This window comes from Kribbella sp. CA-247076, from assembly GCF_050942445.1.
Taxonomy (GTDB): Bacteria; Actinomycetota; Actinomycetes; order Propionibacteriales; family Kribbellaceae; genus Kribbella.
This window is the reverse complement of record NZ_CP192051.1, coordinates 2,838,283-2,858,953: the sequence shown is the minus strand read 5'-3', so window position 1 is coordinate 2,858,953 and position 20,671 is coordinate 2,838,283. Positions and strand designations below refer to the sequence as shown.

Here is a 20,671-nt window from a genome sequence, read left to right as displayed (position 1 = left end):
CAGTAGAGCACTCGAACGATGGCCGAACGAATCGGCTCCGGGGGTGAGACCCCGGAGCCGAAGAGTATGACAAGGGCGCGGTTCAGCCCGGGCGGACCGCGGTGTTGTACGGCATCTGGTCGATCGGGTCGGTCTTGACCGGCTTGCCCGGGCGCGGAGCGTGCACCATCCGGCCGTTGCCGATGTACATCCCGACGTGGCTGATCGGCGAGTAGAAGAACACCAGGTCACCGGGCATCAGCTGGCTCTTGCTCACCCGGCGGCCTTCGCTCGCCTGCGCCTTCGACGAGTGCGGCAGGGATACGCCCGCCTTGCCCCACGCGTACAGCATCAGGCCGGAGCAGTCGAACGAGTTCGGGCCCTCGGCGCCCCACACGTACGAATCGCCGAGCTGGCCCATCGCGGCGCTGACCGCGGTCCCGGCGCGGCCGCTGGCCGGCACCGGCAGGTCGTCCATCCGGTCGCCGTCGCGGCTCGGGCGCTCGTCCCGGGCCTCCTCGGCCTCCCGCTCGTTCTCCTCCTGGATCCGCTCCCGCTCCTCGTCGCTGAGCTTGTCGAGCACCTTCTCGGCGGCGTCCAGGTTGGTCTGGATCTGCTTCTTCAGCGTGTCCTGCTGCGTCTGCACGGCCTTCAGGGCGGCCAGCTCGGTCTGCTCGCTCGCCTGCAGGTCACCCAGCTTGCCCTGGGCCTGCTGGTAGCGGCGGAGCGCCGAGTTCTGCTGGCCGGCGAAGGCCTGGGCGGTGGACGCCTGGCTGAGGAACTGGTCGGGGTTCGTCGACAGCAGCAGCTGCGCCGTCGTCGTCATCCCGGAGGTCTGGTAGCCGGCCACCGCGAGCGAGCCGATCTGCCGCTTGACCGCATCCACCTGGCCCTGCTGCTTGGCGATCGCCGTCTGCAGGGCCTTCACCCGGGCGCTCGAGGCGCTGATCTGCCCGCGCAGGTCGTTGGCCGACTCACCGGCCACCTCGGCCTTGTGCTGCAGCGCCGCGACCTGCTTCTTCGCCTCCTCCAGGGTCGGCTTCGGATCAGCGTCCGCGGCTCCCTGGATGAAGATCACGCCCGCCACGACGGCGGTGCTGGTGATGGCGGCGAGGGCGATTCCCTTGGTGCGGTTGATGCGTCCGGTGGACACAGCCCGGTCGGTCCCTTCCTCTGCTCGCGCCGTCCCCATTGACCGCGCCGGCCACAGCGGAACCTACGCTGCCGGACCTGGCGGGTCACCCATCGGCTTCGTGCTGCCCGGTCGGTCTGATCGGCCGACACCCTGAGGCAACGAGAGGTAACAGTAGTGACCGTTTCGTGACCAGTGCAATTCGCCCCTCGGGTTTGATCCAAAATTAACGAAGGATCACCCCGACCCAACGGCCGTTTCGCCTGTCTCGTCAGGGGTTTCGGGCTCGATGCTGCTGACAGCGTGCACGAGGCGCAGCGGTGGCACCAGACCGGACTCGGCCAGCGCGTCCAAGGCAGCCTTCTCGTCGTCGTCGATCCGGAGCGTGCCGGACCGTTCGGCCGAGAAGCCCAGCACGACCGTGACCACACAGTCCTGGCAGCCCGGCCCTCTCAGCACGCAAGCGTCGCAGTCGATCAGCACAACGTCCTCCAAAGTGGGGAAGCACCCGGACTTGCATCCGGCTGAGAAGGACGCTAGAGGCCGCCGCCGACAGTTTGCCGTCAGGAGCGGGCGATCCGGGCGATCAGCGTGGTCGCGGACAGTGCCCGGGCACCCAGCGTGATGATGCTCTCGGCAACCTCGCGGTCGGTCGACACGACCACGACCGGGCGGCCCGGCGGCTCCGCCCGGACCAGTTGCCTGATCACCTCGTCCGCGATCACTCCCGCCGGGCTGAACCGGACCCGCACCCCGCGCGGTGGATTCAGTTGCACCGGGCCCGAAAGTTCGGCGCCGTCGAACACCACGGTCACCTCGATCCGGCGCTGCGCGACCAGCGCTCCGAGCGCGGTGACGAGCCGTTGACGCTGCGAGTGCAGCGGTGAGTTCGGCCAGGCGGTCTTCGTCACGTTGTAGCCGTCGATGATCAGGTGGACCTGCGGCAACGCCAGCAGCTCGTCGAACAGGGCCGGGTCGTCGTCGGGCGCCGTACGCCCCACCGGTGCGGCGTCGGGCTCGGTGCCGGCCACGGTGTCCGCCGGTCTGAGCTCACCGCCGGGCGGCAGCGCCAGCTCGCGCCGCAGGCCGCTCGCGGCCTCGACCAGCGTGTCCAGGAGCAGTCTCGTCCGGGTCGAGGCGAGCTCGCGTTCCTGGCCCGCCGTCCGCCGGGCCGCGTGTTCGACCGCTTCGAGCTCGGTGATGCGGGCGCGGAGTTTGCGCAGCTCACGGTCCACCTCGGCGCGGGCCGCCTCGACCCGTTCGTCGGCTGTCTCCGCCTCGGTCGTGCGCTGCTCGAGCTCACTCTGCAGGCCGCTGATCCGCTGGCGGGCCTCGTTCAGCTTGCGCCGGAGCGTGACGTTCTCGGCCTTGAGCTCGTTGACCTGTTCGCGCAGCCGTTCCCGGACCTGCCGGGTCTCGGTGCGCGCCTGGTCGAGCTGGTCGGACAGCCTGCTGACCGCCTCCTCGGCGGCGCGCGGGGCCTCCACCGGCACCTGTGCGGCGGCCGCGGCGACGTGCTGCTCCCAGTCGTCCGGGCGGAGCAGGTAGGCCAGCGCCGCGACCTCCACCGGGTCCGCGGCCGGCACCGCGAGACCTTCGGCCACGGCGTCCCCGAGCTCCGGGTGCTCCCGCCGTACCTGGAACGCCGTCAGCCGGCGGAAGTGCTCGTCGGTCTCGAGGATCGGGCCGAGCACGGACGCCGAGAGCTTGGCCCGCTTGGCCGGCGCGAAACTGGCGAACCGGCGCAGCGGCGCCGGGATGTCGGTCGCCGGCAACTGGCCGAGCGCCTGCGCGGACAGGGCGAGAACGCGTTGCCGGACCGGTTCGGGCAAAGAGGTAGCGGCGGAGCTCGCGGCGGTGCCTGCCTCAGTCACCGGTCCGCAGTCCGGCCCGGACGGTGGTCTGGCGCGATGGAGCGCTTGGCCAGTGACGCAGACCACAGCGGCCCGGCGCCGGGGCCGGTTTCGCGGTAGTCGCCTGTGTACGCATACAGAGAGCCTAGTCGACTCCCTTGCGTGTCACCTGCGGAATTGTCGGTGGCCCCTCTTAGCGTCGTTGCCATGACCAGCCCGGCTCCGGACCAGCTGACACCGATCCGTGGTGTCCAGCCGAGTTTCGACGACCTCGGTACGCCGCTGCGCGACGTCACGTTCTGCGTCGTCGACCTGGAGACGACCGGCGGAGCGCCGGGCGAGTCCGGGATCACCGAGATCGGCGCGGTCAAGGTGCGCGGCGGCGAGGTGGTCGGCGAGTTCCAGACGCTGGTCAACCCGTCCGACCCGATTCCGCCGTTCATCGCCGTACTGACCGGGATCACCAACTCGATGGTTGCCTCGTCACCCCGGATCGGCGCGGTGCTGCCGGCGTTCCTGGAGTTCGCCCGGGGCTGCGTGATGGTGGCCCACAACGCGCCGTTCGACATGGGATTCCTGAAGCACGACAGCCTTGTGCACGGGTACGACTGGCCCGACTTCGCGGTCGTCGACACCGCGCTGCTGGCCCGCCGGGTGATCACGCCGGACGAAGCGCCGAACTGCAAGCTCGGCACGCTGGCCAAGCTCTTCCGCGCCACCACCACGCCGAACCACCGCGCCTTGTCGGACGCGCGGGCAACGGTCGACGTGCTGCACGGGCTGTTCGAGCGCGTCGGCTCGCTCGGCGTGCAGACGCTGGAGGACCTGCAGACGTTCTCGGCCCGGGTCGCGCCGGCCGTGCGGGCGAAGCGCCACCTGGCCGAAACGTTGCCACACGCACCGGGTGTGTACCTGTTCACCGACGACCGCGGCGAGGTGCTGTACGTCGGCAAGTCGAAGGACCTGCGCAACCGCGTCCGGTCGTACTTCACCGCCTCCGAGACCAGGAGCCGGATCGGCGAGATGATCGGCATCGCCACCGGCGTCCGCGGGATCGAGTGCGGTACGTCGCTCGAGGCCGAGGTGCGCGAGCTGCGGCTGATCGCGGAGCACAAGCCGCGGTACAACCGGCGCTCCAAGTTCCCGGAGCGGCAACACTGGCTGAAGGTCACCGTCGAACCGTTTCCCCGGCTGTCGCTGGTGAAACAGGTGCGCGACGACGACGCCGGGTACCTCGGCCCGTTCAGCTCGCGGAAGACGGCCGAGCGGGCGATGGCAGCGCTGCACGAGGCGTTCCCGATCCGCCAGTGCACCGCGCGGATGTCGCGCACGCCTCAGCTGTCACCGTGCGTGCTGGCCGAGATGGGCCGCTGCGTGGCGCCGTGCGACGGCCGGATCTCGATGGACTCGTACGGCGAGTTCGTGGCGGCGCTGCGGACGGCGCTGACCGTGGACCCGACCCCGGTGGTCGAGGCGCTCGACCGGCGGATCGACCTGCTGTCGGCGGACGAGCGGTTCGAGGACGCCGCCGTGCACCGGGACCGACTGAGCGCCTTCGTGCGTAGCTCGGCGCGGATGCAACGGATGGCGTCAGTCACCGGGTGCGCGGAGATCTGTGCGGCCCGGCGGACGGACGACGGCGGCTGGGAGCTGCACGTGATCCGGCGGGGGCGGCTCGCGGCGGCAGGGATCAGCCCGCGCGGGACGGATCCACGCAAGTACCTCGAGATGCTCCGGGCCTCCGCCGAGACGGTGCTGCCCGGGATCGGGCCGGTCGCCTCCGCCTCGCCCGAGGAGATCGAGCTGGTCCTGCGCTGGCTCGACCAGCCCGGCATCCGCCTGGTCGAGATGGACGGCACCTGGACCTGCCCGGTCTCCGGCGCCGGCCGCCACCTCACCCGCCTCGACAACGCCCACTCCGAGGACCACCACCACCCCACCGAACGCCGCCGGCGGCTCCGCCCCCTGGGCCCCGCCCGCGTCAGCTGATCTGCTCCGCGTGGAACGGTCCGCGGCGGGCGGTGCGTCGTACCCGGCGTGCGTCGTACCCGGTGGAGCGGGCGGCACTATGCTTCAGCGGGTTGAGCTGTGATTCGAGGAGAGGACGGCATGGTCACCGCGATCGTGTTCATCAAGGCCGACGTCGCGCGGATCCCGGAGGTCGCCGAGCAGGTGGCGGCGATCGAGGGCGTCAGCGAGGTGTACTCCGTCACCGGCGGGCTGGACCTGATCGCGATGGTCCGCGTACCCCGGCACGACGACCTCGCCACCGTCATCCCCGAGAAGGTCAACCGGGTGGCCGGCGTACTCAGCACCGAGACGCACATCGCCTTCCGCGCGTACTCCACGCACGACCTGGAGGCGGCCTTCAGCCTGGGCCAGGAGGACGGTGTCTGAGGGCTGGTCAACCACGGCCCGGCTGACACGAGCTGAAGTTACGGTGAGCGTATGAGCAACCCTCCCGCGGGCTGGTACCCGGATCCCACGGGCCAGCCGAACACCCTCCGCTGGTGGAACGGGAAGCAGTGGACCAACCGCACGGAGAAGGCGACCGCCGCAGCAGCCCAGACCGCGGCCGCGACTGAGCAGTCTGCGCAGTCCTCGCAGTCCTCGCAGTCCTCGCCGTCCTCGCAGTCCGAGGGGTCCGCACAGTCCGGGCCGTCCTCGGAGTCCGGGCAACCCTCGGAGTCTTGGTGGTCGCCGGAGTCCGGCTGGACCTCGGACCCCAACGCCCCTCGCCAGACGACCCGCGGCCCTTCGCCGGAGCCTGCTCAACAGCGCCAGGAACTCAGCCCCTTCGACCGAGCCCGAGCGACCTGGAACGCACCAGAGATCGCCCCCGCACCCCCAGAACACTGGACCCAGCAACCCATCCCCGACGAACCTGTCGACGAGCCCCCCACCGAGCAAACCCCCCAGCCCGCCGCACCCCTGAGACTCGCCCCAGCGACCCCCTCAACCGCAGCCCCCTCCAACGCGCCCCCCTCAAGCGCCGCCGCGTCGAGCCCCGCCGCGTCGAGCGCCACGCCGAGTGCCGTCAGGTCGGGTGCTGCCGCATCGGGTGCGGCGGCTTCCGGCGCGGCGGCTTCTGGGGCTGCGGCTTCCGGCGCCGCTGCTTCTGGGGCTGCGGCGTCCGGGGCTGCAGCGGCATCTGGTGCTGGAGCGGTTTCTGGTGCTGCCACGAGCGGCCAGGGCTGGTCGTCCGTCAGCTGGACCGAAGCTCCGAACCAAGCCCTGCACCCAGCCGACGACCCCACCCAGCCCCAGCAATCCCCCGCCCAGCAAAAGGCCAACACCGCCTGGGCCCCCCAAGAATCCGCCCCCCAACTCTGGGGAGTCCAGCAGCCCCCCGAGGCCACCGCCAACGACCTGCACTCCGGGCAAGACACAACCAACGCCTCGAGCAACCAACAGGCCACCGAGGCAAACACGGACACCAGCGGCTGGGACACGCAGCAGACCGCCGAGCAGAACAGCAACCCAAGCCCCTGGGACAGCCAGCAGGACGCCGACGCCGACACGCACGCCACCGGGTGGGACTCACAGCAGCCCACGGCTGCCGACCCCGACTCCAGCGGCTGGGGTGCACAACAGGGCGCTGTGCAGGACGGACAACCCGGTTGGGGCAACGAGCAGAACGCCAACGCCGACACCCAGGTCCACGGCTGGAGCGAGCAGCAGAACGCCGCGCAGGACAGCGGCCCTGACGACTGGGGTGCACAACAGCCCACCGGACAAGACTCTGGCAGCACCTGGGGCAACCAGCCGAACGCCGAGGCAGACACAGACACCAGCGGCTGGGGCACACAGCAGCCCACAGAGCAGGGCAGCAGCCCGAGCAACTGGGACGTCCAGCAGAACGTCGCGCAGGACGCCAGCCCTAGCGACTGGGATGCACAACAGAGCGCCGAGCAGGCGTCCGGCAGCACCTGGGGCACCCAGCAGGCCGCCGTCGCCGAAACCAACGTCGACGGCTGGGGCACAGAGCAGGACGCCGGGCAGGACTCCGGCAGCGGCTGGGGCAACCAGCAGAACACTGGAACCGATACCGACGTCGACGGCTGGGGCGCACAGCAGGACGTCGGGCAGGACTCCGGCGGCGGCTCGGGCAACCAGCAGAACGCCGGGACCGACGCCCACGCCAGCGGCTGGGGTGCACAGCAGAGCACCGGGCAGGACGCTGGCGGCAGCGGCTGGGGCAGCCAGCAGAGCGCCGACGACGGCGCGTGGGGTGCACAGCAGAATGCTGGGCAGGACCCCGGTGGTCCTTGGGGCGGACAGCACAGTGCCGAGGCTGACACCGACGCAAGTGGCTGGGGTGCACAGCAGGACACCGGGCAGGACTCCGGCAGCGCCTGGGGCAGCCAGCAGAACACTGGGACCGACGCCGACGCCAGCGGGTGGGGTGTGCAGCAGGGTGTTGGGCAGGACTCCGGCGGCAACGGGTGGGGGCCGCAGCAGAACACCGGACAGGACGGCGGCCCCGGCGACTGGGGTGCTCAGCAGAGCTCCGGGCAGGACTCTGGCAGCCCGTGGGGTGGTCAGCAGAACACCGGACAAGAAGCCGACGCCAACGGCTGGGGCGGACAGCAGACCGGGCAAGAGGCCGACGGTAGTGGGTGGGGCTCGCAGCAGAACACCGGGCAGGACGGCGGACCTGGCAACTGGGGTGCACAGCAGGGCACCGACGGCAACGGCTGGGGTAGTCAGCAGAACGCAGGGACCGGCCCCGAGTCCAGCGGCTGGGGTGCGCAGCAGAACGCCGAGCAGGAGTCCGGCGGTGCTTGGGGTCGCCAGCAGAACGCAGAGGTAGACGCCGAGGCGGGCAGCTGGGGTGGGCAGCAGGGCGCTGGGCAGGAGTCCGGGGGTGCTTGGGGTAGTCAGCAGAACGGTGAGGCGGAGACCGAGTCCAGCGGCTGGGGTGGGCAGCAGGGGGCTGGTGCCGGTGGGTGGGGTGGGCAGCAGGCGGCTGGGCACGGGGGTGGGGGGACGGCTGTTGGTGAGTGGGGTGGGAATCAGCAGGCGTGGCAGGTTCGGGAGGTTGAGGGGCCTGCGGGTGATCGGCGGGGCGGCGGTCGTGGGGGGAGCGGGAACAAGAAGAAGAGTGGTGGGGGTGGGTCCTCGGCGAAGTTGCCGTTGGTGATCTCGGGTGTGGTGGTGCTTGTGATGCTGGTGGTCGCGGGCGTCTTCCTGATCACGTCCGGCGACGACAAGCAGGCCGGCCCGACCACCACGCCGACCAACCAGCCGACCGGCAGCCAGCCGACGAACCAGCCCACCGGCGAGAGCAGCACCAAACCCGGTCAGTCGAAGAACCCGAAGCTCCATGAAGGCGGCCGGATCGCGTCGGACGCAATCTCCTTCCCACGCCGTACTCCGCCCTGGTCGGACCGCAAGCGGTTCGCGCCGGACGTACTCAACTCGAGCGGCCAGTACGTCCTCCTTCAGGAGAACTTCGACGGCAAGAACGACTGGTACGCCGACATCTTCGTCGGCGCGCTCGGCACGAGCTCCGGGTTCAACGGAGACCCGAAGGCGACCGCGACGTCGCTGTCGGTGCAGTTGCGCAGCTCGCTGTACGGCGACATCCCGGTGACGTTCAAGACCGTGGCCAACGGCGCGGTGAAGCGTTCGGAGAAGTCGGGCTGGTACGTCCAGCAGACGGTGACCGCGAAGTCGGCCAAGGTGACCGCCCGGGTGCTTACCCTGACGGTGGCCGTTTTCGACCTCGGTGACGGCACCGCAGTCGCGTACGTCAGCGACATCCCCACCAACCGGCCGGATCTGAGGACGGCCGAGAGTCAGGCCTACAAGGGAATCAACGTTGGCTGAGAACGAAGACCAGACCCCGCAACCGCCCCGCCCCGCGGCGCGGCACAGCGCTCCTCCGCCCGCCCCGGCGCCGGGCGGGCCCATACCCACGCCTGACCAGGCCTCCTCGCCAGACCCGTTGGCCGGCACCCCCCAGGCCCCACCTGCGCCGAACACCTGGCACATCACCAACCCTGCACCCGCCGAGGACGGCGGGCAGTCCGCGTACGGCGCGGGCGAAGCGGGACGGGGTGGCGGGAGCTCGGCGGAGTACTCGGGTGCTGGCGAGCCGTCGTCGGTGAACCGCGACGGGGGCGCGTCGGAGGGTGGATCCTCGGATCCGTTGTTCGGGCAGTCGCCTGCGCCGGCGCCGCCGCCTGCTCCGGGTCCTTCCGCGGGGTCCGGTACGTCGTACTCCGGTCGCCCGCCGAGTCAGGCCAACCCGTACCTGCAGTCGTCCGGCGGACAGCACGCGGCACCTCAGAATCCTCAACAGCCGCGGCCCCAGCAGCAGCCCGGTCGCCCACAGCACGCCGCGCAGCCACCAGGCTCACCACAGGCCGGTCCCCCACACGCCGGTCCTCCGCAGGGCGGTCAGGGGCAGGCCGGTCCGGGGCAGGCCGGTCCCCCGCAAGGCGGTCCGGCGCAGGGCGGTCCGTCCGGTCAGAGGCCTCCTGCGTACGGCGGTCAGCCGCAAGCCTCGTCGCACGGCCGGCCGAGCCAGACGCCGCACACGCAGCAGCCGGGCCAACAGCCCTACAACCAGCAGCAGGGCCAGCCGTCGCACGCGCAGCAGCACGGTCGACAGCCGGGACACGGGCCGTACGGCGGCCAGCCTGGGCAGTCGTCATACAGCCAGCAGCCCGGACAGCCGCCCTACAACCAGCAGCCGGGACAGCCGCAGCATGCGCAGCAGCCCGGCCAGCCGTCGTACAACCAGCCGACGGGCCAGCCGTCGTACAACCAGCCGACGGGCCAGCCGTCGTACAACCAGCAGTCCGGGCAGGCGCCCTACAGCCAGCGGCCCGGACAGCCGCCCTACAACCAGCAGACGGGACAGCCGTCGAACGACCAGCAGGCCGGGCAGGCGCCCTACAGCGAGCGGGCCGGACAGCCGCCCTACAACCAGCAGGCAGGACAGCCGCCGAACAACCAGCAGGCGGGTCAGGCGTCGTACAGCCAGCAGGTCGGTCAACCTTCGTTCAGCCAGCGGGCCGGGCAAGCGTCGTACGAAGGTGGGCGGGTCGAGGAGGAGTACGGGCAGGTTGGGGCGCGGCGGTTGTTGCCGGGCGCGGGTGGGAACGGCGGCGGTGGGACGTCGTCGGTGGACGGCACGATGCGCGCTCGCCTGATCGGTGCGCTCGTGCTCGTGCTGGTGGCGCTGGCGGCGACCGGGATCAGTGTCGGCTGGATCTGGACGAAGGCGGACGCGGTCGCGCCGGTCACGTTGCCGTCCGGTGGGCAGGCGCCGATGGAGACGGTCGACCCGTCGGTGAAGCCGTCGAAGACGCCGACCCCGGTCGGCAAGGTGCTCGGCACCGAGATGACCGCGGCGAACAAGGACGTCATGCCGATCATGAGCGCGGCCTGGACGAGTGAGTACGACCGCACCGGCCTGTGGGGCGGTACGGCGATCTGGTTCGTCGTGCACAAGAACTACGACGGCAAGAAGAACGACTGGGGCAACTACGTCTCGTTCGGCCAGTTGGCGCCGGAGATCAAGTACGTGAACACCGCGGCCGGCCGCCGGGAGGCCGCCAGCCAGGCGGGGTCACGCGCGATCATCAACCTGTACGACAAGAACGCGAAGATCTCCGCGGTCACGCACACGGCGATCACCGTCGCCGGTCACCCCGGACACGAAATCACCGCGCGGGTCGCGGTCAGCCAACCGCCGCTGAAGGAGACGTTCTCGACGGTCATGATCGCCGTGATCGACCGCGGCGACGGCACCGCGGCGGTGTCGATCGCGGACATCGCCGGCTCGACGCCCGACTGGCAGCGGGTCTGGCGCTACAAGGTCAGCCAAATCAAGATCAACCGGTAGCCACACGAGAAGGGCCGGCGGCCAAACCCGCCGGCCCTCTCAAGCAGAGCCTTACCGCACCGCCTCGCAGGCCGCGATCCAGCGGTCCAGCACGTCCTTGGCCGCGCCCGAGTCGATCGCCTCGGCGGCCCGGTCCATCCCGGCGCGGATCCGGGCGGTGATCGGCTCGTCGGTCGGCGAGTACGCCGCCAGCGCCGCCCCCGCGTTCAGCAGTACGACGTCCCGCACCGCACCCGGCTCGCCGTCGAGCAACGCCCGGACGACCTTCGCGTTGAAGCTCGCGTCCGCACCCTTCAAGGCATCGGCCGCCACCGGCGCGATCCCGAGCTCCCGCGGGTCCACGGTGAACGGACCCTCCACCGAACCGCCGCCGACCGTCCACACCTGCGACGTCGTCCGGGTCGTCAGCTCGTCCAGCCCGTCGTCGCCGTGGAACACGAGCGCGTCGATCCCCCGCCGCGCCAGTACGCCGGCCATCAGCCCGGCGATCCGCCCGTCGCCGACCCCGACCGCCTGGGCCGACGGATCGCCCGGGTTCGCCAGCGGGCCGAGGAAGTTGAACGTCGTCGGCACGCCCAGCTCACGCCGCGGTACGGCGGCGTGCCGCAACGCGGGGTGGAACGCCGGAGCGAAGCAGAACGTGATCCCGGCCTGCTCCCCAACCTCGGCGACCTGCGCGGCGGTGAGGTCGAGCGGTACGCCGAGCTCCTCGAGGACGTCGGCCGCACCACACGCCGACGAGGCCGCGCGGTTGCCGTGCTTGAGCACCTTGGCCCCCGCACCCGCGGCGACGATCGCGGACATCGTGCTGATGTTCACAGTGTGGGCCTGGTCACCGCCCGTGCCGACCACGTCCAGCGTCCGGCCGGGGACCGAGATCCGGGTGGCGAAGTCGCGCATGGTCGCGACCAGGCCCTCGACCTCGGTGACCGTCTCGCCCTTGGACCGCAGCGCGATCACGAACCCGGCGAGTTGGGCCGGCGACGCGGCGCCGGACAGGATCTGCTCCATCGCCCACGCGGTCGCGGACTTGTCCAGGTCCTCCCGCCGGAGCAACGGGTTGAGCACCTGCGGCCAGGTGTACGCCGTCATCGCAACGGGCTAGGCGGTCGTGGCGGGCAGGTTGGCCAGCCGCTGCCGGAGCAGGTCGGCGGTGACCTCGGCCAGCCGGACCGGGTCGATCGGGTGCGAGACCGCGGCCTCGGCCCGCGACCACGTGGCCAGCCACGCGTCCTGCGGCCGGCCGGTGATGACCAGCACCGGCGGGCACTGGAAGATCTCGTCCTTGAGCTGCCGGGCGATCCCCATCCCGCCGGCCGGCACGGCCTCGCCGTCCAGGATGGCCAGGTCGATCCCGCCCTTGTCCATGGTCTTGATCACGGCCGGCTCGGTCGCGCACTCGGCGTACTCGACGGCGGGCAGATCGGCGGCGGGCCGCTTGCCCAGCGCGAGCCGGACGGATTCCCGCGTCGTACGGTCGTCGCTGTAGACGAGCACCTTCAGCGGACGCTCTGAACTCATCGATCCATCCCAAGCTGTGTGTCGGTGACCAGTGGACTGTCGAACAACACGCCGAATGCTACCGGGGTGCCTGTCCGCTCCGGCGAGCCTGTTCCTCCAACCGGTCCAGCCGGCGGTCCTCGCGCCGCGCCTCCCGCTGCGACTCCTTCACCCACTGGACGAAGAGCACGCCGAAGAACACCAGCCCGACGATGTCCCCGGATCCCCAGAGCAGCCCGCCGGCGATGTACTGGTCGTGCAGCGGTGACGGCGGCCAGGACCGCTCGAAGCTGGTGTACCAGTCCTCGGCGATCAGCGTGTTCGCGGACATGATCGTGATGCCGAGGAACGCGTGGAACGGCAGCGTGAGGAACGTCATGATCAGCCGGAACGGGTAGATCACCCGCCCGGGCACGGGGTCGAGGCCGAGCAACGGCCAGAAGAACAGTGCGCCGACCAGGATGAAGTGCAGGTGCAGTAGGTCGTGCAGCACGGTCGAGCGCAGCGTGGCGTCGTACCAGCCGCTGAAGTAGAGCGCCCACGGGCTCAGGACGAACAGCGCGAACCCGATCAGCGGGAAGCACAGCACCTTCGCGAACCCCGAGTGCAACACGGAGAGCAACCACTTCCGCGGCCGGGCGGGCAGGGTGCGCAACGCCAGAGTGACCGGTGCGCCGAGCGCCATCATCAGCGGCGTGAGCATCGACAGCACCATGTGCTGGGCCATGTGCACGCTCAGCAGGACGGTGTCGTACGTGCCGAGCGCCGACTGAGTGGCGATCACGGCGCTTCCCAGCCCCAGTCCGACGAACGCGAACGTACGGCCGCGGGACCACTTGTCACCCCGGGCCCGCAGCCGGTGGACGCCGTACAGGTAGAGCGCGCCCAGGGCCACGATCACGCCGAGTAACACCGGCTCGAAGGTCCAGGCGGTCAGCAACCGCAGCGGCGTGAACGGCTCGATCTGGTCGCCGGGCGCCGCATGGAGGGGAAGCACGCTTCCACAGTAGAAAGCACCGGCCGGCGACATGCATGGGGGTGGTCGTGGCGTGCGATCCCCCGAACGACATAATGACCGCGTGGCCACTGCAACCGCGCTCCCAGCGTCTCGTGAACACGGACACCACGACCGTCCCAGCATGGTCAGTGTCGGCACGATCGTCTGGCTCTCGAGCGAACTGATGTTCTTCGCCGCCCTGTTCGCGGCGTACTTCACGATCCGGTCGGTGACGACCGCCGCCGCGGCTCCGGGCACGGAGACCCTGTGGCAGGCGTCCACCGAGATGCTGAACGTCCCGTTCGCCTCGGTGAACACGTTCATCCTGGTCGCGTCGTCGTTCACCTGCCAGGCGGGTGTGTTCGCCGCCGAGCACGGCAAGGTGGGCCGGACCGGCTCGCTGGCGAACGTCCGCGCGTGGGGCATGCGCGAGTGGTTCATCCTCACCTACCTGATGGGCGCGGTCTTCATCGCCGGCCAGGTGACCGAGTACGCCGCCCTGATCCACGAGGGCCTGTCGATCTCGTCGTCGCCGTACGGGTCGGTGTTCTACCTGACCACCGGGTTCCACGGTCTGCACGTGACCGGCGGTCTCATCGCTTTCGTGTACGTCCTGGCCAGGACGTACATGGCTCGTAAGTTCACCCACGAACAGGCCGTCTCGGCGATCGTCGTGTCCTACTACTGGCACTTCGTCGACGTGGTCTGGATCGCCCTGTTCGCGACCATCTACCTGCTCAAATGAGTGAGAAGAGACTTTCCTTGTCACCGGCGCGCTTTCTCTCCGCGCGACGACGGCACCGGTCAGCCGGCCTCGTCGTGCTCCTGTTCGGCCTGTTGGCAGTGGGTTCGGCGTACGCCGCCTTCGCCCCTGACAACGCGGTCGCGGACAACTCGGCCCAGTCCCAGCAGATCGAGGAGGGCAAGAAGCTCTTCGCGGTCGGTTGTTCCAGCTGCCACGGCCTGAACGCCGAGGGTGGCGGGAACGGCGAGGGCGACCTGGCCGGCCCGTCGCTGATCGGGGTCGGCGCGGCCGCCGTCGACTTCCAGGTCGGCACCGGGCGGATGCCGGCCATGCAGCCGGGTGCCCAGATCCCGCGCAAGGCCCCGACGTACACGCAGGAAGAGATCGAGGCGCTGGCGGCGTACGTCGCCTCGCTCGGCCCCGGCCCGGCGGTGCCGGCGCAGGAGTCGTACGACGTGAGCAAGGCCACTGACGAGCAGGTCACCCGCGGTGGCGAGCTCTTCCGCACCAACTGCACGGCGTGCCACAACTTCGCCGGCAAGGGCGGCGCGCTGCCGAACGGCCGGTACGCGCCGTCGCTGATGGGTGTGAGCGAGAAGCACATCTACGAGGCGATGCTGACCGGTCCGCAGCAGATGCCGGTCTTCTCCGACCAGGTGCTGCAGCCGGAGGACAAGCGCGACATCATCGCCTATCTGAAGGCGCTGGAGACCCAGAAGGACCCGGGTGGCTTCGGTCTCGGCCGGCTCGGTCCGGTGTCCGAGGGCCTGTGGGGCTGGCTGGTCGGCATCGGCCTGCTGGTCGGCGTAGCGGTCTGGATCGGCGCCAAGGGCGTCAAGGCCAAGGGAGCGAAGGCCGAATGAGCGACGAGAAACTGCCGGTGAAGGCAGAGGACGAGGGTCACGGGGCGGTCGAGGTTTCCGAGCCGATCGCCGACCCGGGGATCGAGCCGCACGAGTACCGGATCACCGACATCGACCCGAAGGCGGCCGACCGGGTCGAGCGCCAGGTGGCCACGATGTTTGGCCTGGCCGGCCTGCTCGCGCTCGGCTCCTGCGTGGCGTACTTCGCCATCCCGCGCGACGCCGAGGTGGTCTTCGGCCCGCTGTCGGGGAACGCCAACAACATGGCCCTCGGCCTGAGCCTCGGCCTGGCGCTGTTCCTGATCGGTGCGGGCGCGATCCAGTGGGCCAAGAAGCTGATGGTCGACGAGGAGATCGTCGAGGAGCGGCACGACGCGCACTCGACGATGGAGCAGAAGGCCGACATCACCGAGGCCTTCAACCAGGGCGTCCAGGAGTCGGGGTTCACCCGGCGCAAGCTGATCCGTCGCTCGCTGCTGGGCGCGGTCGGCCTGCTCGGCCTGCCGGCCATCGTGCTGCTGCGCGACCTCGGCCCGCTGCCCGGACGCAAGCTCTACAGCACGATCTGGGCCGAAGGCATCCGGGTCGTGAACGACGTCACACTGCGCCCGATCAAGCCGTCCGACCTGATCGTCGGCCAGCTGGTCAACGCCGCCCCCGCCAACCTGGCCCCGATCCAGGAGGAGAGCGGCGTCGAGTACCAGAACGCCAAGGCCAAGGCCGCGGTGATCGTGGTCCGGATCAAGCCGAGCGAGATCCGTACGCCGGCCGGCCGGGAGAACTGGGGTATCGACGGCATCCTGTGCTACTCGAAGATCTGCACCCACGTCGGCTGCCCGATCTCGCTGTACGAGCAGACCACCCACCACGTGCTCTGCCCGTGCCACCAGTCGACCTTCGACCTCGCCGACGGGGCCAAGGTCATCTTCGGTCCTGCTGCCCGTCCGTTGCCTCAGCTACCCTTGGCAGTGGACTCGGAGGGCTACCTGGTCGCGCAGAGCGATTTCACCGAACCAGTCGGTCCGAGTTTCTTCGAACGAGGGTGACCGCACGTGTCTGACAAAGATTTCCCGCCACCGGTCAAATACCTGGACGACCGTCTCGGGATCGGCAAGATCGGCCGCAAGAACCTGCGGAAGGTCTTCCCGGACCACTGGTCCTTCATGCTCGGTGAGATCGCGCTGTACAGCTTCATCATCCTGATCCTGACCGGCATCTTCCTGACCTTCTGGTTCAAGCCGTCGATGGCGGAGGTCGAGTACCAGGGCTCCTACAGCCTGCTCAAGGGCCTGCACATGTCGGAGGCGTACGCCTCCACGCTGGACATCTCGTTCGACATCCGCGGCGGTCTGCTGATGCGGCAGATCCACCACTGGGCGGCCGTGCTGTTCATCGCCGCGATGATGGTGCACCTGCTCCGGATCTTCTTCACCGGCGCGTTCCGCAAGCCGCGTGAGCTGAACTGGGTGATCGGCTTCACGATGCTCTTCCTCGGCATCATCGAGGGCTTCATCGGCTACGGCCTGCCCGACGACCTGCTGTCCGGGACCGGGTTGAGAATCACCCAGGGCATGGTCCAGGCGTCGCCGGTGATCGGCACGTATATGAGCTTCTTCATCTTCGGCGGCGAGTTCCCGGGAGACGACTTCGTCTCCAGATTCTTCACCGTCCACGTGCTGCTGATCCCGGGGTTGATCCTCGCCCTGGTCACGGTCCACCTGTTCCTGGTCGTGTACCACAAGCACACGCAGTACCCGGGCCCCGGCCGGACCAACAAGAACGTGGTCGGCTACCCGCTGATGCCGGTGTACATGGCCAAGGCCGGCGGCTTCTTCTTCGTCGTCTTCGGCATCACTGCGCTGATGGGCGCACTGATGCAGATCAACCCGGTCTGGCTGTACGGCCCGTACAACCCGGCGGAGGTGACGGCGGGATCCCAGCCGGACTGGTACATGGGCTGGCTGGAAGGCTCGGTCCGGATCATGCCCGGCCTCGAGTCGAGTTTCTGGGGCATCACCCTGAGCTGGAACCTGATCATCCCGGCTCTGCTGGTGCCACCCGCCTTCGTGACGCTGGTCGCGCTCTATCCGTTCATCGAAGCCTGGATCACCGGCGACAAGCGCGAACACCACTTGCTGGACCGGCCGCGCAACATGCCGACCCGGACCGGTATCGGTGCCGCCTTCATCACCTTCTACGGCCTGCTGTGGGTCGGTGGTGGTAACGACCTGATCGCCACCCACTTCGGCGTCTCGTTGAACAGCGTGACCTGGTTCCTCCGGTTCGCGGTGTTCCTCGGCCCGGTCCTGGCGTTCTGGATCACCCGGCGGATCGCGATCTCGCTGCAGCGCTCCGACAACGAGCGGATCCTGCACGGCCTCGAGACCGGCATCATCGTCCGCTCCCCCGACGGTGCGTACTCCGAGAAGCACACCCCGATCTCGAACTACGAGGCCTACGAGCTCACCGCCCGGGACCGGATGCTCCCGCTCGAGATCGGCCCGGAGACCGACGACAACGGCGTCCGCGCCCCGCGCCGGGCCCTGAACAAGGTCCGCGCCCGGCTCTCGCGCTTCTACTTCGCCGACGCGGTGCAGAAGCCGACCCGTGCCGAGGTCGAGGAGGCGCACGAGCACAGCCACGACGCCGACGAGATCCACGAGCTCGGCGAGACCGAGACCTATCGCGAGGTCACCAGCGACAGGTCCTGATCCAGCAGTACATGCGTAGGAAGGCCCCGGCGATCCGCCGGGGCCTTCTTCCGTTCTTGCGAGACCCTGTCTGGCGACTCAGTCGATCGCGTCGGCGACCGCGTCCAGGTAGTCGGCGACGACCGTCCGCTCCCCCGGCCGGAGCTCGACCGCGACCAGGCGCTCGATCAGCGGGCCGAAGAACCGCCACCCGAGGTCGACCGCACTGTCCGAGACCTGCAACCGGGCACTCCGGCCGTCCGAGCGGCTCCTGAGCCGTTCGACGTGTCCAGCGGCCTCCAGCCGGTGGATCACCGCAGTCGTCGCCTGAGAGGTCATTCCGAGCTGCCCGGCAAGCCATCCGGGCGTCGCCTCGACTTCTGCCCGCTCAGCATCCAGCAGCCGGATCAGCGCCCGTACGTCGGTCCCGTGCAGGCCCGTCGTCCGCGCGAACTCCCCCACCGCCAGCTCGAGCCGCAACGCGACCTCTCGCAGCCGGTGCACCAACTCCAGCGCGGCGGCCCGCTCCGGATCCGCAGGCATCACGCGTTCTCGCATGCCCGCCAATTTACCTCACTGAGTGAGCTATCCTCACGCCATGAGCTTCGACGACGCGTACGACGCCCTGCTGAGCCGCTGGGGTGTCCCGGTCGACCAGCTGTCGATCAACGGCACCCATGTGAACGCGTGCGGCCCGCTCGACGGCCGTCCCGTCGTACTCCTCGCCGGTCATGGGGCGACCTCGCCGGTGTGGTTCGCCGTCGCACCCCGGCTCGCCGAGCACCACCGCGTCTACGCGATCGACCTCCTCGGCGACGCCGGCCGCTCCACGGGCCGACCGCCCCGCAGCACCAACGACCTCCTGACGTGGCTGACCGCCGTACTCGACGGGCTTGAGGTCGATCGACCTCACCTCGTCGGTCACTCGTACGGCGCCTGGCTGGCCCTCACATACGCCCTCGCCCACCCGGACCGGGTCGACCGCCTCTCGCTCCTCGACCCGACGGACTGCTTCACCGGCCTCCGGCCCGCGTACGTCGCCCGCGCCCTCCCCAGCCTGCTTCGTCCGTCACGTCGGCGCACCTTGTCGTTCCTCCGCTGGGAGACGCAGGACCTACCGGTCGACGCCCAGTGGCTCGAGCTGGCTGCCTTGGCCGCAGAGCAGCCGAGGAGCCCGGTCGCCCGCCCTCGGCGCCCCGGCGACGACGCCCTGCGCCACCTCCGCCCGCCGCTCCTGGTCATCACCGCCGGCCACACCAAGACCCACAATCCCGAGCGCCTCACCCGACGCGTCACCACCCTGATCCCCACCGCGACCGTCGTACCAATCGAAGCCGCCACCCACCACTCCCTACCGGCCCTACACGCAGCCGAAGTACTGAAAGCCCTGTCGCACTAGGATCAGGAGTCGTGCGGAGGGTCGCTCGGAGGTGGCTGGGGCCGGTCGGAGTGGCCGTCGGCCTGGCGTCCGCGCTGGCCACCGCTCTGCTGCGGCCGATCGCCGGCGGGCCGGATGCGGCCGCGCTCATCGAGCCGGTTGTCCTGCTCGTACTGGCGTTCGCGGTCGCACGGTGGGCAGAGCGGCTGGTCGTGGGTGCTCCGATCGTGGTCGTCGCGCTGGCCGTGATGGTGCTGCGGTACTCCGAGGCGCCGGAGCTCGATGCCGGTGGCAAGGCCTTGGCCGTGGCCCTCTGGGGCGCAGCCGGTGCGGCTGCCGGGCTGCTCGGCTGGGGTCTGCGCGCGCTGGAGCGAGCACGAGCGGCCGGACGCGAGGCCGAGGCGTACCGCCGGCGGCTCGCGGTCGCCGCGGAGCTGCACGACTTCGTCGCGCACGACCTGAGCGAGGTGGTCGCACGTGTCCAAGCCGCGCGGTACGTCGGCGGTGGGTCGAAGGACCTGGAGCGGATCGAGCAGGCCGGCATTCGCTCCCTGGAGTCGCTGGAGGCGACCGTACGGGCGTTGCGCGTTGATGGGCTCCCGGACGGTTCCGGACGAGAGCTGGCGGCACTGCCGGGGCTCGTGGAGCGCTTCAACGCGACGCCCGGGCCACGGGCTGAGCTGATCGGGCAAACTGAGGCGATCGGCCTATCGCCGGAAGCGTCGGCGCTGGTGTACCGCACGGCGACCGAATGCCTCACGAACGTCCGCAAGCACGCTCCCGATGCGGGCGAGGTCCGGATCGCGATCCGTCTCGGCGACGACGTACTGCTGACGGTGATCAACGACGTGCCGGATCGAGTGGCTGCTCCGGATGCGAAGCGGCTGCCACGCGACGTCATCCGCGAGGCGGACCCGGACGACGGCGGCAGCGGGCTGCGGATGCTCCGGGAGCGGGCCCGGCACGTCGGCGGGTCGTTGCGGTTCGGGACCGGTGACGCCGGCGAGTGGCGGGTGGAGTTGGTGGTTCCCCGATGACGATTCGGGTGCTGCTGGCCGACGATCAGGCGGCGATCCGGGAGTCCTTCCGGGCTGTGGTGGACGCGCAGCCGGACATGACGGTGGTGGCCGAGGCGGGGACCGGCGAGTCGGCGGTTGCGCAGGCGCGGCACTTACGACCGGACGTGTGTCTGGCCGACATCCGGATGCCGAAGGGCGATGGGCTCAGTGTGGTCGAACAACTGGCGGGACCGACCATCGCCGACCCGTTGAAGGTGGTCGTGGTGACCACCTTCGACCTGGACGAGTACGTGCACACGGCGCTGCGGAACGGGGCCGCGGGGTTCATCCTCAAGCGATCCGGACCGACCCTGCTGCTGGAGGCGATTCGCGCGGCCGTCGCCGGCGACACGCTCGTCAGTCCACAGCTCACTACCCGCCTGCTGAGCCGACTTCGCGACGTACCGGCCGACCCGCGGTGGTCGAGCCTGACCGCTCGCGAACGGGAGATCGCCGGACTCGTCGCCGACGGCGGCACCAACGCCGACATCGCGAAGCGTCTGGTCATCTCCCCCGGCACCGTCAAGAACCATCTGGCCGCGATCCAACGCAAGCTCGGCACGCGGAACCGCGTCGGCATCGCCGCCGCCGTGTGGTCCCAACGCCGCTGAAGATGTG

At 70.0% G+C, this 20,671-nt stretch carries 18 protein-coding genes; 11 read left to right on the top strand and 7 right to left on the bottom strand.

Features of this window, described 5'->3' with window-relative positions; translation table 11 throughout:
• Positions 1-82: 82 nt before the first annotated feature.
• From ACQPYZ_RS13590 to ACQPYZ_RS13580, 3 genes are all read right to left on the bottom strand, one after another.
• A complete protein-coding gene (locus ACQPYZ_RS13590) occupies positions 83-1,132 on the bottom strand; it encodes an NlpC/P60 family protein (RefSeq protein ID WP_433168012.1) in 1,050 nt (349 codons plus the stop codon).
• A gap of 216 nt (positions 1,133-1,348) precedes the next feature.
• Positions 1,349-1,594: a hypothetical protein gene (locus tag ACQPYZ_RS13585; protein ID WP_433168011.1), complete on the bottom strand. Its 246-nt coding sequence runs from the start codon at positions 1,592-1,594 to the stop codon at positions 1,349-1,351.
• Positions 1,595-1,674: 80 nt separating this feature from the next.
• Positions 1,675-2,985, bottom strand: a complete 1,311-nt coding sequence (locus tag ACQPYZ_RS13580) for an NYN domain-containing protein (protein ID WP_433168009.1) — start codon at positions 2,983-2,985, stop codon at positions 1,675-1,677.
• Between the two features lie 186 nt (positions 2,986-3,171).
• Here ACQPYZ_RS13580 and ACQPYZ_RS13575 point away from each other — a divergent pair, with 186 nt between their 5' ends.
• The 4 genes from ACQPYZ_RS13575 (at position 3,172) to ACQPYZ_RS13560 (ending at position 10,822) form a co-directional block, all read left to right on the top strand.
• A complete protein-coding gene (locus tag ACQPYZ_RS13575) occupies positions 3,172-4,953 on the top strand; it encodes a DEDD exonuclease domain-containing protein (protein WP_433168007.1) in 1,782 nt (593 codons plus the stop codon).
• A 120-nt stretch (positions 4,954-5,073) separates the two neighbouring features.
• The gene (locus ACQPYZ_RS13570) at positions 5,074-5,361 is read left to right on the top strand and encodes an Lrp/AsnC family transcriptional regulator (protein ID WP_433168005.1); all 288 of its coding nucleotides are present in this window, start codon (positions 5,074-5,076) and stop codon (positions 5,359-5,361) included.
• 1,203 nt (positions 5,362-6,564) lie between these two features.
• On the top strand, positions 6,565-8,796 hold the full coding sequence (locus tag ACQPYZ_RS13565; protein ID WP_433168003.1) for a hypothetical protein: 2,232 nt from the start codon (positions 6,565-6,567) through the stop codon (positions 8,794-8,796).
• A 118-nt stretch (positions 8,797-8,914) separates the two neighbouring features.
• The gene (locus ACQPYZ_RS13560) at positions 8,915-10,822 is read left to right on the top strand and encodes a hypothetical protein (protein WP_433168002.1); all 1,908 of its coding nucleotides are present in this window, start codon (positions 8,915-8,917) and stop codon (positions 10,820-10,822) included.
• A 51-nt stretch (positions 10,823-10,873) separates the two neighbouring features.
• On the opposite strand, the gene trpD is transcribed toward ACQPYZ_RS13560, so the two are convergent.
• The 3 genes from trpD to ACQPYZ_RS13545 are packed head-to-tail and all read right to left on the bottom strand — an operon-like array spanning position 10,874 to position 13,319.
• Entirely contained in the window at positions 10,874-11,914 is a 1,041-nt protein-coding gene (trpD, locus tag ACQPYZ_RS13555) for an anthranilate phosphoribosyltransferase (RefSeq protein ID WP_433168000.1), read from the bottom strand.
• 9 nt (positions 11,915-11,923) lie between these two features.
• The gene (locus tag ACQPYZ_RS13550; protein WP_433167998.1) at positions 11,924-12,343 is read right to left on the bottom strand and encodes an Rv3143 family two-component system response regulator; all 420 of its coding nucleotides are present in this window, start codon (positions 12,341-12,343) and stop codon (positions 11,924-11,926) included.
• A 58-nt stretch (positions 12,344-12,401) separates the two neighbouring features.
• On the bottom strand, positions 12,402-13,319 hold the full coding sequence (locus ACQPYZ_RS13545) for a cytochrome c oxidase assembly protein (RefSeq protein ID WP_433167996.1): 918 nt from the start codon (positions 13,317-13,319) through the stop codon (positions 12,402-12,404).
• 142 nt (positions 13,320-13,461) lie between these two features.
• Between ACQPYZ_RS13545 and ctaE the strand changes: the two genes are divergently transcribed.
• Genes ctaE through qcrB form a run of 4 tightly spaced genes read left to right on the top strand, consistent with a single transcriptional unit; the run spans position 13,462 to position 17,638 of the window.
• On the top strand, positions 13,462-14,064 hold the full coding sequence (gene ctaE, locus ACQPYZ_RS13540) for an aa3-type cytochrome oxidase subunit III (RefSeq protein WP_433167994.1): 603 nt from the start codon (positions 13,462-13,464) through the stop codon (positions 14,062-14,064).
• On the top strand, positions 14,061-14,927 hold the full coding sequence (qcrC, locus tag ACQPYZ_RS13535; protein WP_433167992.1) for a cytochrome bc1 complex diheme cytochrome c subunit: 867 nt from the start codon (positions 14,061-14,063) through the stop codon (positions 14,925-14,927). The genes ctaE and qcrC overlap by 4 nt, the downstream gene beginning before the upstream one ends.
• Complete coding sequence (qcrA, locus tag ACQPYZ_RS13530; RefSeq protein ID WP_433167990.1) at positions 14,924-15,973, top strand: cytochrome bc1 complex Rieske iron-sulfur subunit; 1,050 nt, start codon at positions 14,924-14,926, stop codon at positions 15,971-15,973. The genes qcrC and qcrA overlap by 4 nt, the downstream gene beginning before the upstream one ends.
• A gap of 6 nt (positions 15,974-15,979) precedes the next feature.
• Positions 15,980-17,638 (top strand): cytochrome bc1 complex cytochrome b subunit, encoded by a 1,659-nt coding sequence (qcrB, locus tag ACQPYZ_RS13525; protein WP_433167987.1) that lies wholly within the window; start codon positions 15,980-15,982, stop codon positions 17,636-17,638.
• 78 nt (positions 17,639-17,716) lie between these two features.
• On the opposite strand, the gene ACQPYZ_RS13520 is transcribed toward qcrB, so the two are convergent.
• Positions 17,717-18,175, bottom strand: a complete 459-nt coding sequence (locus ACQPYZ_RS13520) for a MarR family winged helix-turn-helix transcriptional regulator (protein ID WP_433167985.1) — start codon at positions 18,173-18,175, stop codon at positions 17,717-17,719.
• 40 nt (positions 18,176-18,215) lie between these two features.
• On the opposite strand from ACQPYZ_RS13520, the gene ACQPYZ_RS13515 reads away from it, so the two are divergent.
• The 3 genes from ACQPYZ_RS13515 to ACQPYZ_RS13505 are packed head-to-tail and all read left to right on the top strand — an operon-like array spanning position 18,216 to position 20,664.
• Positions 18,216-19,016 carry an alpha/beta fold hydrolase gene (locus ACQPYZ_RS13515; protein WP_433167984.1) on the top strand — a complete coding sequence of 267 codons (801 nt, stop codon included), beginning with the start codon at positions 18,216-18,218 and terminating at the stop codon, positions 19,014-19,016.
• A gap of 11 nt (positions 19,017-19,027) precedes the next feature.
• On the top strand, positions 19,028-20,032 hold the full coding sequence (locus ACQPYZ_RS13510) for a sensor histidine kinase (protein ID WP_433167982.1): 1,005 nt from the start codon (positions 19,028-19,030) through the stop codon (positions 20,030-20,032).
• A complete protein-coding gene (locus tag ACQPYZ_RS13505) occupies positions 20,029-20,664 on the top strand; it encodes a response regulator (protein ID WP_433167980.1) in 636 nt (211 codons plus the stop codon). Before ACQPYZ_RS13510 ends, ACQPYZ_RS13505 begins: the two co-directional genes overlap by 4 nt.
• The last annotated feature ends 7 nt before the right edge of the window (positions 20,665-20,671 follow it).